The sequence below is a fragment of the Kordiimonas sediminis genome, assembly GCF_014656395.1.
GTDB classification, from domain to species: Bacteria; Pseudomonadota; Alphaproteobacteria; order Sphingomonadales; family Kordiimonadaceae; genus Kordiimonas_A; species Kordiimonas_A sediminis.
Window position 1 is genome coordinate 1289288 of sequence record NZ_BNCI01000002.1, and the last position, 18253, is coordinate 1307540.

The following is an 18253-nucleotide window of genomic DNA, read 5'->3' on the forward strand; positions in this document are numbered from 1 at the left end:
GGGATATTTTTATGTTTAAAGTTACTTCGTTATCTACCGCACTCGTTGTGCTACTAACCGCATGCACGCCATCAGAACCGCCTGCCCCAACCTTTCCTGGGCAGGAATGGGAAGCCATCAGCGATCCTGCTATTCTTGGCTTCAGCAGGCCTGAACTTGCGGACCTTGATGCCCATCTGAAAACACTGAACACACAAAGTCTGCATGTCAGTGTTGATGGTAGATCCGTCTATACATACGGAGATGTCACCGAGGTTGGCTATATTGCCAGTGTTCGAAAAAGTATTCTCGCGATTATGTACGGTAAGTATGTCAAAGACGGAACAATTAATCTGGAAAGTACCCTTGCTGAGCTTGGAATTGATGACGTTGGCGGATTACTCGAGATTGAAAAAAAGGCCACCGTTCGCGACCTGATCAGTGCACGATCGGGCATTTATCATCCTGCGGCGAATGGCGGTGATAGCATAGCAGACGCACCAGAACGCGGTTCAAAAGAACCCGGCACCTACTTCCTTTATAACAATTGGGATTTCAATGCATCTGGCACCATTTTCGAACAATCCACCGGCAAAGGCATTTTTGAGGATTTAAACACACAGATTGCTCTGCCCCTGGGCTTTCAGGACTTCACCCTTGCTGATCATGAAAAGTCAGGCGATCCGGAAAAGTCACAGCACCTTGCCTATCACATGCACCTGTCAGCCAGGGACCTTGCCCGGTTTGGGCACTTGATGCTGATGGAGGGACGCTGGGATGACAAACAACTGATACCGGCAGACTGGGTTGCTGAATCTGTATCCTCTATCACACCTAATGAGGAAATGAACCCGCTGCCCACCCGGGAAACAGGGCTGGAATACGGCTATATGTGGTGGGTTTTCGATGATGACACCAGCCCGGATGGTTTTAAAGGCGCCTATGCCGGCAGGGGCCATTTTGGCCAGTATATTGCTGTCTTCCCCGAACTGGGCATGGTCATCAGCCATAAAACCAAGGCAATACCGTATAAAACCCCTGAAGAGTATGAACAGGTACGCGTCACGTGGGACGCATTCATGAGCATAGTAGATAAACTCGTCGCGGCGCGCTTAACGGACTAGAAACTCACAGCGTCGCAGCAGCAACAAACAAGGACCCTTTCATATGGCGAACCTTAAACCTCTGATGCGGCGCTTTATTAAAGTAGCTGCAATTTTTCTAATCTCATCGTTGCCAGTATCGGCGGACGACTATGCAAAGCTGCAGGAACTGTTCCAGGAATGGCGTAGTTTTGAAGTCCCCCCGCAGTTTGAAGGTGCACCGGACTACCGGGCAGAGACATTCGATCGGCGCCACAAAGAACTGCAAACATATATTAACAAACTGAACAATCTGGACACATCAGACTGGACTACTGAACAGCGTGTAGACTGGCACATCTTACGAGCTGAATTAAGCGGCTATGATTTTAACCACAGAGTTTTGAAACCCTGGGCACGCGACCCGGCATTTTATAAATCGGTCTGGACATATAAAAGCGATGTCCCAGCGCACGAAGGCCCCAGTCACCATGCCCTGACAGAGCTTTGGACATATAACTTTCCTCTTTCAAAATCTGAAGAAGACCGGTTAATCAGTGACCTTAAGGTCATCCCCCCCCTATATGCACAAGCCAAACAAAATTTGGTCGGCAATGCACGGGAGTTATGGATCGCTGGCATCCGGGATATTGACACACAGGCATCAGTGCTGAATGGTCTGCGGCAAGACATTGAAACCACTGCGTCTCCCCCCCTGATGACCGCACTGAATGCAGCGATAGATGCTACGACCGACCTGGCAGACTGGTTACGGTCACAAGCAGATAGCAAAACCGGCCCGTCAGGCATAGGCAAAGATAACTACACCTGGTATCAGCAGAATGTGCACTTGGTCCCCCTTACGTGGGAAGATGAATTTCGGCTTCTAAAGCGGGAACTGGACCGTGCATGGTCATCCTTGAAGCTGGAAGAACACCGCAATCGTCACCTGCCTGCATTACAGCCCGCTGCGAATGCAGAGGAATACAATAAACTGGCACAAGATGCCGCGAATACCCTTCTGACCTTCCTTGACAAGGGAGAAGTGGTAACGGTTGAAGAGTATTTCCGTCCTGCGCTTGAAGCGCATCTTGGGGAATATGTCCCGGCTGAAACCAGAAACTTCTTCTATATCGGTTCGCACCTCGACCCTCTGCCATTATTCTCGCATTTTTATCACTGGTTTGAACTGGCCAGAATGGACCATGACCCCCACCCTAATCCAATGCGGCGTGGTCCGATGCTTTATAACATTTTTGACAGTCGGAACGAAGGCACAGCAACCGCAGTCGAAGAAATTTTCATGCATGCAGGTCTGTATGACAACAACCCCAGAAGTCGGGAAATTGTCTGGATTATGCTGGCCCAGCGCGCTGCACGCGGCCTTGGATCGCTTTATGCGCATGCCAATGAAATGACCATGGAAGATGCTGGTAAAATCCACATGGACTGGACACCACGTGGCTGGATGAAAACAGAAAAAGAGCTATTGATATTTGAACAACATCTCTATCTGCGGCAACCAGGATACGGCACAAGCTACATTACAGGCAAATATTTGCTGGAACGCGCAATGGCAGATTATGCAAAGCAGTGTGAAGAACAGGGAAAACCGTTTGTGCTGCGTGACTTCTTTGACGAACTGAATGCCATTGGCGGCATTCCAATTGCTTTGGGTAGATGGCAAATGACCGGCAAAGATAATGAAATCCAAATGATGATGCAGGCACGCTAATACCTATAACACTACACAACCAATCATAGAAAAAGCCACCGACCATCTGGTCGGTGGCTTTTCAATTCTCTAGAAACGAATTGATTACTTACGGTAATCAAGTGGTGGCTTACGGTCACCCAGCAGAGCTTCATAAACAAAGTCGTCACCAACTTTTTCTTTATGCTCCGCTTTTGCTGCTGCACGCAGTTCAGGGTTTGTGAATAGCTCCTGTGCAATCAGTGCCATGGACTTGGCCGCGTTGTCAGTGCCCTTATACCCAATGGACATTCCGCTTGCCGCAACTGCCTGCCAGCTGTGAGCTGGTGTGCCAGGCACCCATGTAGCAGTTGAAATACCAACAGTTGGGACAGCGATAGAAACATCACCCACATCAGTTGAACCGAACGTACTTGTTAGGCGGTATGGCTGTTGCTGGCTTTCACTACCCAAGGAAAGGTTAGGTGCGTTCAGCGTCTTGTAGATCGCCTCGGCAAACTCCTGCTCTTCTTTCGTATAGGTTACGCCGCCAACCTGACGCATCTTCGCATCAGCCATTTTTTGCAGTGCTTCGTTCACTACTACAGGGTGGTTTCCGTGAATGATTTCCCACTCAACTTCTGTGCCAGTACCTGTTGCTGCGCCGCGTGCAGCATTTTCAACACGCTCCCAGATGTTCTTAACTTCAAGAGACTTTGGATGACGCACATAGTAGAATACTTCGGCAGCATCCGGCACGACGTTTGGTGCAAAACCACCCTTTGTGATGACATAGTGAATACGCGTTTCCTGCGGAACGTGTTCACGCATCATATTCACCATATTATTCATCGCTTCAACGCCGTCCAGTGCAGAACGTGCTTTTTCTGGCGCACCGGCTGCGTGTGCCGAAACACCTTTAAAGCGGAACTTTGCAGAACGGTTTGCAAGCGTAGTTGCTGCTGCTGCGGAGTTTGCGCTGCTGGCATGCCAATGGATTGCAAAGTCTACATCTTTCAACAGACCTTCACGAACCATGTAAACTTTACCACTGCCACCTTCTTCGGCAGGCGTACCATACAGGCGAATTGTGCCTTTCTGGCCAGAAGACGCGAGCCACTTTTTCACAGCAATTGCTGCTTCGACGGACCCCGCACCAAACAGGTTATGACCACATGCCTGACCGGCACCTTTACCTTCGATTGGCTGACGGTGTGGTACAGCGTCCTGGTTTATACCAGGCAGTGCATCCATTTCGGCCAGAATACCGATAACAGGACCGCCAGAGCCGTAACTTGCAACAAACGCAGTTGGAATGCCAGCAACGCCAGCTTCAACCTTGAAACCTTCTGCCTTCAGGATATCCTGCATCAACTTCGTGCTTTTATTTTCCTGATACCCTACTTCAGCATAGTCCCACAGCTTGCTTGCCAGGTTTTCAATGCGGTCATAGCTACCATCCATATGATCCAGTACATCATCACTGAATGCAGGCGATGACAGAAGAACACCTGCCAGCGCGGTTGCTTTTAAAATTTTTGATTTAATTGTCATAAATATATTCCCCTTTACTCTGAATTCTTGTGCAGCCAATCAAGGGCAAGTGAGCTAAGCGCCTTCACCCCGGATGGCAGTGCATCATCGTTAACATAAAAATACGGTGAATGGTTTGGTGCCATATCAGCCCGTGTTGCGTTTGCTTTGGATACGCCCAGACCAAAGAACAGACCTGGTATTTTTTGCTGGAAGAATGAAAAATCTTCCGCGCCCATCACAGGCTTGACCACATAGGCTTTTCCGCCCGCAGACGAACGATCAAGTATTGGTGCCATGTCAGCAGTCAACGCCGGATCATTTACGGTAACAGGATACCCTTTAGTGATCACGACCTCGGCTTCTGCACCATAACTTTCTGCAATTTTCTCGGCAGTACGCTTAATCCGCATATGGATATCATCCCGCATCGCCATATCAAATGTACGGATGGTTCCAGTCATGGTTACATCTTCTGGAATAATATTGCCGCGATTACCACCGTTGATGGATCCAACCGTCACTACGGCCGGCGCCGTTGAAATATCCACCTGACGACTAACGATCGTCTGCAGACCGTTTACCACCTGCGCAGATACCGCGATTGGATCAACACCGCCCCACGGCATGGAACCATGGGTCTGCACACCTTTGATTTTGATATAGAGACTGTCAGCCGCGGCGAGGAAGCCTTCCGGCTTATAACTAATCACACCAGGAGGGCCAGGAAACACATGAAGCCCGAAGATTGCTTTCGGTGCATCTGCGCCGTCCAGAACACCTTCCTTGATCATAAGTTCGGCACCCCCTTCTTCCCCTTCAGGCGCGCCTTCTTCGGCAGGCTGGAAGAAGAATTTCACTGTACCGGGTATCTCATCACGCATACCAGCGAGCACTTCGGCAACGCCAAGCAGGATTGAAATATGAGCATCATGACCACAGGCGTGCATCACACCGGTTTCAACGCCCTGCCACATGGTTGTAACTTTGCTGGCAAAGGGTAGCCCGGTTTTTTCTTGTACAGGCAGGCCGTCTATATCAGCCCTAAGCGCGACAACGGAACCGGGTTTACCGCCCTTCAGTGTCCCGACGATGCCAGTATGCGCGACACCTGTCTCTACCTCTATTCCCAATGATTTCAGATGTTCTGCAATTTTCGCAGATGTCTTAAACTCCCGGTTCCCAAGCTCCGGGTTAGCATGAAAATGATGCCGTAGCTCAACTACTGTTGGCATGACCTGTTTGGTTGCTGCATCGACTTTATCTTGCCAGGCATCAGAAGCGGACACCGCTCCGTAAGAAATCGCTGTCAAGGATGCCCCGAAAGCGAGAGCACGAAGAAACTGCATAAAAATCCCCTTAACCGTAATAAACATAAGATTGGTTGCGAGCAGACTAGACCTACTGCTTGTGTATTCGCAAGGCAATCTACCCCACTTTTGCACATTTTAATGCGCGACATTAGCTGATTTTTCAAGTTATCCTGTTATAAAATACGGTTATGAACCTCAAATTCCTTCGATTTTTTTGGAATACCCCCAGTACAGAATTAAACTAATCTCAGTAAACGCTGACGCAACGCCATAAACGAATTTCCTGTCGAAATAACGTTCTATTATGTATATCTTACAATAAGTTGTGTTCTTCTCTTCACGGGCACGACTCGACCACAAAGGGCGGATGATGCATCAATTTACGAAAGATAACAGACTGGCGCTCAGTTTTATTGGCCTCACTTTCCTGATCGGGCTCATTGGCGCTCTTTTACTTCCGCCAAACACCCCCCTACCTGTTCACTGGAACTTTTCTGGTGAGATAGACATGTTCGCCACCACCCCGGGCGCGTTATTTATCATGCCGGGATTAGGTCTGTTAATCAGCGGTATCATTGGTGCTGCCGCCTTGATCGCCCGCACTTCCGAAACCAGGGATCAATCGAAAAATGCGATTAAGAAAATCCTGACGCCGATAATGGCCTTACTGCTTTTCCTTCAGGTTTTGCTGATTTCACAAGCTATGGGACATAGTCTGTTTGGATTGAAAACCATCCTAATGGGTGTGGCTTTAATGCTCCTGTTCGTGGGTAATATGCTGGTTAACTTACCCCTAAATCATGTGATGGGCATTCGCCTGCCATGGACAGTAAATAATGATAAAAACTGGCAAAAAACACATACCTTTGCAAGGGCTGTCTTCACAGTTACGGCTCTAATCCTGATCATTACCATTCCTTTGGTACCTGAGAGTATTGCTATACGCTTTACGCTCTTTGCCTGTCTTCTGGCTGGTATTTCCCCTGCAATATACAGTTGGCGCATTCACAAAACACCTCTGGGCAAATAATCGAATTTATCGATTACTGAGGTTAAGTAACTCCATTGGATTAAAGGGTACGCGTTTGGCATAGTCTGAGGCGTTGAAACGAAACACCCAACAACAGGGAGAGCAAACTATGACTATGCAGAACACAGCAGTAATTAATCCCCTTAAAACCGTACTTGCGGAATCTGTGCAACTGTATGTTCTGACGCAGAATGTGCATTGGAATGTAACCGGCCCCCTGTTTCAGCCCGTGCACTTGCTGACCGAAGGGCAGTATACAGAATTAGCACCTGCCATTGACGAGATTGCCGAACGCATCAGAACGCTTGGTGCTAAAGCGCCCGGCAATATGCAAGCTTACATGTCGCTTGGCTCTATAGAAGACTGCTCAGAGGACGCATCGGCCAGAGATATGATCAAAAGCCTGGTTGCAGGACAAAACACCCTGATTGGTCATCTGAATGATGCCCTGAATGCCGCAGCAGACGCCAATGACGAAGTAACGCAGGGTCTCCTGACAGACCGGCTTGCTGTACACGAAAAAAGTGTCTGGATGCTTAAAGCGATGCTGGAAGACTAAGGTACGGTATCTACAACCTGTCCCGGAGCACAAAGTAAAACGCCGCAAGTGCAATTGTATTTTGTACAACACATTCAGGCAGTGGCAACCGCCACCCTTTGTATCTGGAGAACAAATCAAACATCCTGTCGCCCGCCACAATTGCGCTGGCGACAGCGGTTCCCAAGAGCGTCCCTGTATTTACACCGTGACCAGTATAGCCACACGCATACCAAACATGGTCAGACACCTGCCCTGCAAGGGGTGTCTGTGCGAGAGGAACCCCCAAACGCCCCCCCCATTCATGGCTGATCTCAACATCTGCTAATTGCGGCCAGACCCGCAGCATTCTGGGGCGCAGTTCTTTTTTAATTGAGGCGGGTTTACGGCCAGAATAATTCACACGTCCACCGAATATCACCCTGTTATCGGCAGAGACACGGAAATAGTCACACACGGTATCCATATTACACAGGGCATAACTCCCCTTATGCAGCGTTGCCCGAAGATCATCCGAAACAGGATCTGTTGCAATTATATAGCTACCGGACGCCATTGCCTGCCCCTGCAGCCCCAACATTGGCAAAACATTGAAAACATTTGCAGCTACGACCAACTGCCCGGCCTCTACTGAACCTGTTGACGTCTTTATCGTGACTGATGAAGGACCTTCTGAGAACGCACTCACCTCAGTGTGCTCAAAAATTTGGCCTCCGAGTTCCCTGACAACGCGTGCCAATTCCTGACACAGTTTCAAGGGATGTAGATGTGCATCGCTGTGACTAAGCAGGCCTGCTTTAAATTCCGAGGAACCGGTTTCCTCTTGCACCCTGTCAGCGTCTACATACGACCATCCGCGATCCGGATATGCCTCTGATAAAAATTGATACTGTTTATATAGTGCCTTTTGCTGGCGCGCTGTTTTAGCCAACTCCATCCAGCCACCGACAAAATCACACTGGATGTCATACTTTTTAATCCGTTGACGCAGCAAGTCATGACCAGCCCAGATACAAGCATCATCCCATAATGGATCTTTTGCAAACCGCTCCTGCCCAGGAAAGCCCCGGATCAGCTGCCCCCCATTTCGTCCAGAAGCGCCCCATCCTACTCTGTTCTTCTCCAACACAACTACATGTTTGCCTGCTTCAAGAAGTGTAATAGCTGCCATCAACCCTGTAATACCCGCACCAATCACACAGACATCCGTATCAGCATTACCTTCAAGAGCAGTATAGCCAGCAATAGCTAAAGCCGTTTCAGCATAAAGACTTTTAGGATATTCTGCCCCCATGGCCCTCTCCCCGTATCAACCTGCTTCCCGATAAACAGGTATTGAAATTTCTGTGACCATTTGTATCACCCCCTTGCTGTCCTCATTTTTCCATGCTAAGAGCATCTTAAGTTGCGAATAATTCGCAAGAACATCTTGAGAGTAAAACCATGGCTGATGACATCAAGACTGCGGTAACTATTCCACTGGGTCAACTCCCTCGTGGCCAAAAAGCGATTGTTGCTGCACTTTTGGAAACAGATGAAAATCTGGATACTGCACTGCGCGAACTTGGTTTCGCTGAAGGGCTGGACGTATCTGTTCTTCACGAAAGCCCGTTTGGGCGTGACCCAATTGCAATCGGCATTGGCCCAATGACAGTTGCGCTTAGACGTAAAGAAGCGAATATTGTAATGGTGACACCTGTATGAACCACCCTGTTAAAGTAGCTGTAGTAGGTAACCCTAACTGCGGAAAATCCGCTCTTTTTAACAGTTTAACGGGACTTCGACAAAAAGTTGCCAACTATCCCGGTGCCACAGTTGAACGCCGAAGCGGATCTCTTCTTGGAATGTCAACGGTCGAACTTCTTGACCTACCAGGTACATACTCTCTGACACCAAGAAGCCCGGATGAAGAGATTACCCGTGCAACCTTGATGGGAGAGCTTGAAGCAGAAGACCTGCCTCGCGCTATTCTATGTGTCGTTGATGCGACAAACCTGTCTCAACATTTACGGTTCGTGCTGGAATTAAAAGACCTTGGGTTCCCCATGGTTCTTGCACTTAACATGACCGATCTGGCAGTCAGAGAAAAAATCAATATCGATCGCCTGAAACTGGAACAAATTCTGGGTATTCCGGTTGTTGAAACAGTTGCTGTCCGCAAAAAAGGCCTGGACGAGATAAGGGAAAAGCTCCTTGAAGCTGTTAAGCTACCCAAGCTAGACGCAAAAGAACCCGAAGATGTTCGTTCCCGCCAGAACAGGGCGCGTGATATTAAAAATGAAGTCACGTTAAGTGAAGGTATCGGCCACAAAGCGACCCGCGTTCTGGATACAGTCTTCCTGAATATGTTTGTTGGTCCACTAATCCTTTTCGGTCTTCTTTTCCTCATATTCCAGGCAGTTTTCTCTTGGGCAGAAGCCCCCATGGATATGATTGATGGTTTCTTCGGCTCGCTGCAGGATATGATCGCAGAAAACATGTCAGACGGTTTGCTGGCAAGTTTTCTATCAGATGGCCTGATCGCCGGTGTTGGCAGCGTCATTATATTCCTGCCACAAATCTTGATCCTCTTCGCCTTCATTCTAGTACTGGAATCAAGTGGTTATATGGTACGGGCCGCTTTCCTGATGGACCGTATCATGTCCCGTGTAGGCCTAAATGGCAGGGCATTCATTCCGCTTATTTCCAGCTTTGCCTGTGCCATTCCCGGGATCATGTCTGCCCGTGCGATTGCCGACCCTAGTGACCGGCTGACGACTATTTTGATTGCACCACTGATGACCTGCTCTGCACGACTACCGGTTTATACATTGATCATTGCTGCCTTCATTCCGAACACCACTATTTTCGGTGGGACCATCGGTTTGCAGGGCTTTGTCATGTTTATTCTGTATCTTGCCGGCATTCTATCTGCCCTGATTATTGCCTTTGTGTTGAAAAGAAGTCTGACCAAAAGCACCCCGCCCACCTTTATGATGGAGCTACCGAAATATCAGGTTCCTAACTGGCGGTATGTTGGAATTGGACTGTATGAACGGTCACGCATCTTCTTGCGCCGCGCAGGTACCATGATTATGGGTGCCATGGTGATTTTATGGGTACTGTCTACATTCCCGGCCCCACCAGCAGATGCAACAGAACCAGCCATCGTTTACTCTATGGTAGGCATCATTGGCGGATGGCTTGAACCAATCTTTGCGCCAATCGGCTTTAACTGGGAAATATCCATAGCATTGCTGCCGGGTATGGCTGCGCGTGAAATCGCTGTTGCTGCACTTGGAACGGTTTACTCCCTGCAGGGAAGTGAAGATGTGGTGGCGGGTAGTCTTGTATCTATGCTAAACGGTGCCTGGTCATTACCAACTGCCCTATCCTTCCTCGCATGGTTTATTTTTGCGCCACAGTGCCTTTCTACAATCGCTGTCGTACGCAGGGAAACAAATAGTCGCAAATGGACAGCCTTCATGGTCGCATACTTGTTTGGGCTTGCCTATTTGAGCAGTTTCCTTACTTATCACATAGCAAGTGCTATATTATAACCATTGAGGGCAACTTAACGCTTGCCCTCGCCCCCCTCTTTGGTTTAGCCAAGATAACCGACGTTATTTTAAGCCATTATTGAGGGGGACACATTCATGAAAAAGTTATTAGCCGCAGTTTCTTTTGTAGCTATTGCAGCCTGCAGCCAGCAGGCCGAAGAAAAGCCAGCAGATAATCCTGCTCCTGCAACAGTATCCAATGCAGAAGTCGCGAAGGAAATCGCGCAGTCAACTATCATTGTTGATGGCCACATTGACGTGCCGTACCGCCTGGCAGACGGCTGGGAAGATGTTAGCAAGGCAACTGAAACTGGCGACTTTGATTACCCTCGCGCCGTAGCGGGTGGTCTGAATGCACCTTTTATGTCGATCTATACCCCAGCTAAATTTGACGGCACAGAAGAAGCAAAAAAACACGCTGATGAGATGATCAATATTGTAGAAAAGATCGTCGAAAGCGCACCGGATAAATACCGTATCACCAGATCAGTTGCAGAAGTTGAACAAGCCTTTGCAGACGGTGTGATTGCTTTGCCGCTTGGCATGGAAAACGGCTCTCCTATCATGGGTAAGCTCGAAAATATTGACTATTTCTACGAGCGCGGCATCCGCTACATCACCCTGACACACGGTAAAGCCAACCATATTTCCGACAGTAGCTATGACGAAACACGCAAATGGAACGGCTTGTCTGAGTTTGGCGTCCAGGCGATTGAGCGAATGAACCAAGTGGGCATCATGGTTGATATCAGTCATGTCAGTGACGAAGCATTCTGGGCTGCGCTGAAAGCAACCAAAGTACCACCGATCGCTTCGCACTCCTCTGCTCGCCACTTTACACCTGGGTTTGAGCGAAACATGAATGATGACATGATCAAGGCGCTTGCAGAAGCTGGCGGTGTTATCATGATCAACTATGGTTCTAGCTTCCTTACTGAAGAAGCCAATACATACCGCCCTAAAATGGCCAAGGCATATGAAGATCATATCGCTGCAAACAATCTGACCGACACACCTGAGCTTAAACAAGAGTTCATGAAAGCATACGCTGAGACATCCCCATATCCTTATGCAGACTTGTCTGATGTGCTGGATCATATCGATCATGCGGTTAAATTGGGCGGCATTGATGCAGTTGGACTTGGTTCTGACTATGACGGGGTGGGTGACAGTCTGCCAACAGGCCTTAAAGACGTAACAAGCTATCCAACACTCGTTGAAGGTCTTCTTGATCGTGGTTACAGCGAAGAGGACATCAAGAAAATTCTGTCTGGCAACCTGTTCCGTGTTTGGCGTCAGGTTGAAGAGTATGCTGCTGCAAACTAAGACTGACTATAGAATTTAGAAACATCGCCCTGACCGGCTTTATCTGGTCAGGGCTTTTTTTACACCGTCTCATGTCTGCTTTTTACTTGCCAACCGGCGAATTGCATCTAGTCTTGTAATTGGGAAGTTTATGGGAAGGTTATATGACGGATATACGTAACGAGTCTACTCCTGAAGGCACAGCTCCTTCAGGCGGCGCATCACAAAGGCAAATTAAAGTTGCACTTTTTATTCTGACTATTGTGTACGCTTTCAATTTCATTGACCGTCAAATACTGGTCATCATGCAAGAAGCCATCAAAGTTGACCTTGGATTATCAGATACCCAGCTTGGTATCCTTAGTGGTTTCTCCTTTGCGATTTTCTACGTCACTGCGGGCCTACCCATCGCCCGATATGCTGACCGTGCTAACAGACGTAATATCGTCGCAACTGCCCTAGCTGTCTGGAGTAGCATGACCGCCATTTCAGGACTTGTTCAGAACTATTGGCAGCTTGTCCTAGCCCGTATCGGGGTGGGCATCGGAGAAGCCGGCGGCAGCCCCCCATCACATTCAATGATTTCAGACATGTATCCCCCGGAAAAACGGGCAACAGCCTTGGCCATCTATTCCTCGGGCCTCTACCTTGGAGTTTTACTGGGATATCTGATCGGTGGATATTTCAGTGATGTCTATGGCTGGAGAATGACCTTTTTCCTGGTAGGTATTCCTGGCGTATTACTGGCCATCGTTGTGCGCTTTGCTATCAAGGAACCTATCCGTGGTCAATTTGACGAGGGCGTAGCACTGAAGGAAAGGCCATCCTTCCTTCAAACACTGAAATTCCTGATGACCCTAAAATCTTTCCCCTATTTTGCCTTTGGCTGCGCTATGTCCGCATTTGTCAGCTACGGCGTGGGTAACTTCATGCCTTCCTTCATGATACGCTACCATGGATTTTCGCCTACGGAAGTAGGCTTCATTCTGTCCGCAACAAACGGGCTGGCCGGCATGATTGGAACATTTCTGGGCGGCTGGGCTGCTGACCGACTGTCGAAATATGATGTGCGGTGGTATATGTGGTTCCCGGCTATAACCGGTGGTCTGGCAATACCTGTTGGCGTCTTTGCCTATAATACAGATAACAGCACGCTGATGATTGCGCTGGCGTTTTTCCAGTTGGTCTTGTCTGCAACATACTTGGCGCCTGCAATTGCCATGTCGCACAGACTGTCTGGCCCAGTCATGCGCGCCATGGCATCCGCAGTTTTATTCTTCATACTAAACTTGATCGGCCTTGGGCTTGGACCCGTCGTAGTCGGCGCCCTTAGCGATATCATTCGCGAAATCACCGGCAACGAAAGCCTACGAGAAGCCCTGACAATCACTGTTATGATTGCGTTGGTGAAGGTCTTTCTATTTTACAAGGCCGGTAAAAACCTTAATGCGGACCTGGAGGCTGGTCAAAAATAGCTCCAGGCGCGCATGCGTGTGGCGGGTTGGTTCTTGAAGGCAAAGTAAGACAGAACACCATAATCTGAACCATCCGGTTTTGATATTGGCACAGACACCTGCTCCCAGCTGATGGAACCAACTGAAGTCTTGCATGTGTTTGTAACCGGTAGCATAGTCCTGTTGCGAACACATTTACGGTCTGCAAACACTGTCGAATACAAGTCTGTAAAACGCTGCTTCATATCCTCCTGATTTAAACGGATTTGCGCTAAATATTTGCCGGTCAGCTCAACACCAAAAATACTGGTCAACCGTGAACCCCAGAAGCTACAACGGAAGTCTTCAAACTCTTTATCCCACGCGAACAGAAGAATGCGATCCGAATAAGAGATCATTCCCCGTCGCTGCATTTCACGAACAGTCAAATACTCACCAGCCTTGTGTTTTTCAAGGTCAGAGACAAACCGTTTTAATTCTGGATGATCAACTGTGTCAGGACCATCAAATTCAAAAAACATACTCAAAACTACTCCATTAAAACTGTATACACAGTAAAGATGAAGAAGTTTCACATCAAATGAATAGATACTTAATTCGGCATTAATTATATAGTTGACTATAAAAAAACAAAATTTTATTGCAGTGCAGAATGACCAACTTCCAATGGTGCGATGTTCAGATGCCTGGCAACCGTTTGCCCTATATCTGCAAATGATTCGCGAACGCCAATTGACCCCCCTGCAATACCAGGCCCAAACGCGATAAAGGGAATATGTTCCCGTGTATGATCACTCCCTGGCCACGTAGGATCACACCCGTGGTCCGCCGTCAGAATAACCAAGTCTCCAGCCTGAAGCTTCGCCTGCAGTTCCGGAAGCCGTGCGTCAAATTCTTCAAGTGCGTTGGCATAACCTGGCACATCACGGCGATGACCAAACGACTGATCAAAATCCACAAAATTTGTAAAAATCAACGCCCCGTCTGGCGCCGTGTCTGCTGCATGCAAGGTTTCGTCAAACAGCGCCATATTGCCAGTTGCTTTAATTTTTTGCGTCAACCCCTGATGGGCAAAAATATCAGCAATTTTCCCGATAGAAATAACCTCACGTCCGGCATCTTTCAACATATCCAAAAGGGTCTTCGATGGCGGCGGTGTTGCCAGATCGCGACGATTGCCCGTCCTTTCAAAGACACCATTTTGCCCTACAAACGGACGGGCAATTACCCGTCCAATATTATAGGCATCAACCAATTCCCGCGCTACGTCGCACACATGATACAAGCGCTCCAACCCAAAGGTTTCTTCGTGTGCTGCTATCTGAAACACGCTATCAGCGGACGTATAGACAATAGGCTTGCCTGTTTCGATATGTTCATCGCCTAATTCTTCCAAAATAACAGTTCCAGAGGCGTGCTTATTGCCAAGCACCCCCGGCAAATCACACCTCTCAATCAGAGCATTCAAGAGATCTTCTGGGAAACTTGGCGGCGTAGTCGGAAAATATCCCCAGTCAAATAGTACCGGCACACCAGCAATTTCCCAGTGACCTGACGGTGTATCTTTCCCTTTGGACAGTTCCTTACAAACGCCGTACAGCCCTTCTGTTTCCAGTGGAGAGACAATACCAGCCGGTGCATGTCCCGTTGCCAGTTCTGATGCCTTTCCCAGGCCAAGCGTGACCATATTGGGAATGTTAAGGGGGCCGCTGGCGGGGCGTTTCTCACTTTCGCCACCATCAGCACACCACCTTGCAATACTGCCAAATGTGTCTGCACCAACATCACCAAAATCAGCCGCGTCAGGGGTTGCCCCCAGACCAAAACTATCAAGCACCAGTATAAAGGCCCTAGCCATTGCTATCTCCTTCAATAATTTCCCGGACCGATGCAGGCGGCTCAACCGGTGTGTCCTCAACCGCAATAAAGGACAGAAGTTTATCCCGGCAATGCTCTGCCATATCTTCTGTTTTGGCGTAGATTGTACACAATCTATCCCCTTTACCAACCTTACAGCCACGGTTAACGAGATGATCAATACCAACAGAATGATCAACCGAATCTTCAGGTCGGGTTCTGCCACCGCCCATTGCAACAATCAACATGCCTATATCGCGCGTCTGCATCGCAGTGATGTAGCCGTCATGTGGTGCCAGAACCTCCATGCGAACGGGCGCCAGCTTTAAATATCTATCAGGGTTTTCCATCAAGTCAGATGGACCATCCAAAGCATGCACCATTTGCGCAAACTTATCAGCAGCACGACCAGAGAACAGACACTCCCTTGCCATTTTATAGCCTTCTGTGCGGTTTTTTACTATACTGCCAAGGGCCAACATTTCTGCAGCAAGGACAAGTGTGATCTCAAGCAATTGACCATCCGCCTTATCAGGAGATACTAAAAATTCTACCGCTTCCAGTACTTCAATTGCGTTTCCTGCTGTGCGGCCAAGAACTTCATTCATATCTGTAATGATGGCTGTTGTCTTCAACCCTGCTGCCGACGCAACATTCACAATCGACCTGGAAAGTTTCCTCGCGTTATCCATCGACTGCATAAACGCGCCGTTACCGACCTTAACATCCATTACTAGGCCGTTTAAACCTGCTGCAAGTTTCTTGGACAGAATTGACGCGGTGATCAGCGGAACGGATTCAACAGTACCGGTTACATCACGCACGCTATATACGCGGCGATCTGCTGGCGCCAATTCACTGGTCTGACCAATAATGGCCGTGCCGACCATTTTCACACAGGTCTCGAATGCCTCGATCGAAGGGGTTGTCTTATAGCCAGGTATGCTCTCGAGCTTATCGAGTGTACCGCCAGTATGGCCAAGGCCGCGCCCGGAGATCATAGGCACGAAGGCGCCGCATGCCGCCACAATCGGTGCCAGCATCAGGCTTACTTTATCTCCGACACCACCGGTGGAATGTTTATCAACAATAGGAGCACCCGGCTCCAAACCAATGCGTGTCCAGTCGATAACACGACCAGAATTCGTCATGGCTCGGGTCAGGGTTGCTCCCTCCTCCGGTGTCATACCGTTCAGGAACACAGCCATGGTAAATGCCGCGATTTGTGCATCAACTACATCCCCGGATGTAATACCCGCCACAAATGCCTCCAACTCTTTCGCCGTTAGTGCATTTCCGTCCCTTTTACGGGCTATAATTTCCTGTGGAAGATAGTCGAGCATAAAGTCCCCTTATATTAATACTTCGTGCAGCATAGGCGAAAAATATAGCGCTGAAAAGCGATCAAAAGATGACAAATCGCCTTCCTGACGGTATATGGTGCCTAACTCTGAAATTACCAATCAAAGGATTCATCTTTTATGACTGTCCAGAAAAACTATGTGACAGCTCAGGATCTTCTTGCCGATAGTTTTGAGCTTGGCTTGAAAATCCTGAAAAGCGACTTCAAGCCAAAATTTATTGTTGGTGTTTGGCGCGGCGGCACCCCAACAGGGATCGCAGTACAGGAAATTCTGGATTACTACGGCGTTGATACCGATCATATCGCGATCCGTACTTCAAGTTATATCGGCATGGAGCAACAAAAAGAAGTTAAGGTTCACGGCCTTGAATATATCATCAACAATATTAATGCAGAAGACAGCCTTCTGATTGTGGATGATGTCTTTGACAGTGGCCGGTCAATCGAAGCGATTGTACGTGAGCTGAAAGCAAAATGTCGCCGAAACACACCGGAAGTCATCAAAATCGCAACGGTTTATTACAAGCCAGCGAGAAATGCGACCAACCTTGTGCCTGACTTTTATTGTCACGAGACAGATGACTGGTTAGTCTTCCCGCACGAACTGAAAGACTTATCACGGGCCGAAATTAAAGAGCATAAAGGCCTCGACCTGCCAGAACTTGATTTATAGGAGATGATATGAGCACGGACGCTACACTAAACGCTACCTATGAAGAAGTGATGGACTGCGCCGCTTTCATCAAAGCTAATTATGCGGGTGAAATGCCCAAAGTCGCTCTGGTTCTAGGCTCAGGTCTTAATCAGATGGCAGATGAACTGACTGACGCTGTTCGGTTTCCCTACCATGGCTTACCAAACTTCCCGACCCCAACAGTGGAAGGCCATTCGGGTGTTCTACACCTCGGCAAGCTTGGCGGCACGCCTGTCGCCTTCCTTCAGGGGCGTGTTCACGGCTATGAAGGACAAAGCGAACAAAAGCTTGCATTCGCCACCCGCGTTATGTGGGCAATCGGCATTGAAACGCTCATTCTTACAAATGCTGCAGGCAGCCTGAACCCTGAGGCAGGTCCGGGAAATCTTATGCTGATTACAGACCATATCAACAATATGGGCCTGAACCCACTTGTTGGCCCCAATGATGATCGGTTTGGTCCTCGCTTCAAGGACATGACCTATTGCTGGGACCCAAAACATAACGATACGTTGCGTGCTTGTGCCAAGGGCCTGGACATCAACCTGTTCGAGGGTGTGTATGTCGGCATGCGCGGCCCAAACTTTGAAACTCCTGCAGAAATTAAGATGTGGCAAACCCTTGGCGGGGGTGCTGTTGGCATGTCCACAATTCCGGAAGCCTTAGCGGGGCATCATTGCGGTCTTAGGATTTGCGGCATTTCCACAATGACAAATTACGGCGCAGGCATTATGCCCGAAGAGTTGAACCATGAAGAAGTTATGGAGTTTGGCGCCATCGCAGCCGTCAATCTGGCTAAACTATTAACTGCCTTTATCAACAAAGTCGGTTAATACCCCCACCTGTTTTTCAACCATCCCGCAGTAGATACAG

The 18253-nt window shown here is 48.6% G+C and carries 16 protein-coding genes; 10 read left to right on the forward strand and 6 right to left on the reverse strand.

Features of this window, described 5'->3' with window-relative positions:
* The first annotated feature begins 11 nt into the window (after window positions 1-11).
* Together IE181_RS13585 and IE181_RS13590 are read left to right on the forward strand one after the other, a co-directional pair.
* Window positions 12-1103 carry a serine hydrolase domain-containing protein gene (locus IE181_RS13585; RefSeq protein ID WP_191253848.1) on the forward strand — a complete coding sequence of 364 codons (1092 nt, stop codon included), beginning with the start codon at window positions 12-14 and terminating at the stop codon, window positions 1101-1103.
* Window positions 1104-1146: 43 nt separating this feature from the next.
* Window positions 1147-2796, forward strand: a complete 1650-nt coding sequence (locus tag IE181_RS13590; RefSeq protein ID WP_191253850.1) for a DUF885 family protein — start codon at window positions 1147-1149, stop codon at window positions 2794-2796.
* A gap of 84 nt (window positions 2797-2880) precedes the next feature.
* Here IE181_RS13590 and IE181_RS13595 read toward each other — a convergent pair whose 3' ends face one another.
* Window positions 2881-4308 (reverse strand): amidohydrolase, encoded by a 1428-nt coding sequence (locus IE181_RS13595; protein ID WP_191253852.1) that lies wholly within the window; start codon window positions 4306-4308, stop codon window positions 2881-2883.
* Between the two features lie 14 nt (window positions 4309-4322).
* Window positions 4323-5636, reverse strand: a complete 1314-nt coding sequence (locus IE181_RS13600; RefSeq protein ID WP_229819440.1) for an amidohydrolase — start codon at window positions 5634-5636, stop codon at window positions 4323-4325.
* 331 nt (window positions 5637-5967) lie between these two features.
* Here IE181_RS13600 and IE181_RS13605 point away from each other — a divergent pair, with 331 nt between their 5' ends.
* Complete coding sequence (locus IE181_RS13605; RefSeq protein ID WP_191253856.1) at window positions 5968-6630, forward strand: SdpI family protein; 663 nt, start codon at window positions 5968-5970, stop codon at window positions 6628-6630.
* A 109-nt stretch (window positions 6631-6739) separates the two neighbouring features.
* Window positions 6740-7189: a Dps family protein gene (locus IE181_RS13610; protein ID WP_191253858.1), complete on the forward strand. Its 450-nt coding sequence runs from the start codon at window positions 6740-6742 to the stop codon at window positions 7187-7189.
* A gap of 10 nt (window positions 7190-7199) precedes the next feature.
* Here the strand turns inward: IE181_RS13610 and IE181_RS13615 are convergent, their stop codons facing one another.
* The gene (locus IE181_RS13615) at window positions 7200-8462 is read right to left on the reverse strand and encodes an NAD(P)/FAD-dependent oxidoreductase (RefSeq protein ID WP_191253860.1); all 1263 of its coding nucleotides are present in this window, start codon (window positions 8460-8462) and stop codon (window positions 7200-7202) included.
* Between the two features lie 149 nt (window positions 8463-8611).
* Between IE181_RS13615 and IE181_RS13620 the strand changes: the two genes are divergently transcribed.
* From IE181_RS13620 to IE181_RS13635, 4 genes are all read left to right on the forward strand, one after another.
* Entirely contained in the window at window positions 8612-8872 is a 261-nt protein-coding gene (locus IE181_RS13620; RefSeq protein ID WP_191253862.1) for a FeoA family protein, read from the forward strand.
* Window positions 8869-10707, forward strand: a complete 1839-nt coding sequence (feoB, locus tag IE181_RS13625; protein WP_191253864.1) for a ferrous iron transporter B — start codon at window positions 8869-8871, stop codon at window positions 10705-10707. The genes IE181_RS13620 and feoB overlap by 4 nt, the downstream gene beginning before the upstream one ends.
* A gap of 96 nt (window positions 10708-10803) precedes the next feature.
* Window positions 10804-12033, forward strand: a complete 1230-nt coding sequence (locus IE181_RS13630; protein WP_191253866.1) for a dipeptidase — start codon at window positions 10804-10806, stop codon at window positions 12031-12033.
* A 143-nt stretch (window positions 12034-12176) separates the two neighbouring features.
* Window positions 12177-13487, forward strand: coding sequence for a spinster family MFS transporter (locus IE181_RS13635; RefSeq protein WP_191253868.1), 1311 nt, complete (start codon window positions 12177-12179; stop codon window positions 13485-13487).
* Here IE181_RS13635 and IE181_RS13640 read toward each other — a convergent pair.
* The 3 genes from IE181_RS13640 to deoA all read right to left on the reverse strand — a co-directional run bounded on the left by IE181_RS13640 (window position 13478) and on the right by deoA (window position 16666).
* Window positions 13478-13987, reverse strand: a complete 510-nt coding sequence (locus IE181_RS13640) for a PAS domain-containing protein (RefSeq protein WP_191253870.1) — start codon at window positions 13985-13987, stop codon at window positions 13478-13480. The genes IE181_RS13635 and IE181_RS13640 overlap by 10 nt on opposite strands.
* A gap of 116 nt (window positions 13988-14103) precedes the next feature.
* Complete coding sequence (locus IE181_RS13645) at window positions 14104-15324, reverse strand: phosphopentomutase (protein WP_191253872.1); 1221 nt, start codon at window positions 15322-15324, stop codon at window positions 14104-14106.
* The gene (gene deoA / locus IE181_RS13650; RefSeq protein ID WP_191253874.1) at window positions 15317-16666 is read right to left on the reverse strand and encodes a thymidine phosphorylase; all 1350 of its coding nucleotides are present in this window, start codon (window positions 16664-16666) and stop codon (window positions 15317-15319) included. Before deoA ends, IE181_RS13645 begins: the two co-directional genes overlap by 8 nt.
* A gap of 138 nt (window positions 16667-16804) precedes the next feature.
* Here deoA and IE181_RS13655 point away from each other — a divergent pair, with 138 nt between their 5' ends.
* Both IE181_RS13655 and IE181_RS13660 read left to right on the forward strand, forming a co-directional pair.
* Entirely contained in the window at window positions 16805-17359 is a 555-nt protein-coding gene (locus tag IE181_RS13655; protein ID WP_191253876.1) for a phosphoribosyltransferase, read from the forward strand.
* Between the two features lie 8 nt (window positions 17360-17367).
* Entirely contained in the window at window positions 17368-18213 is an 846-nt protein-coding gene (locus tag IE181_RS13660) for a purine-nucleoside phosphorylase (RefSeq protein WP_229819442.1), read from the forward strand.
* The last annotated feature ends 40 nt before the right edge of the window (window positions 18214-18253 follow it).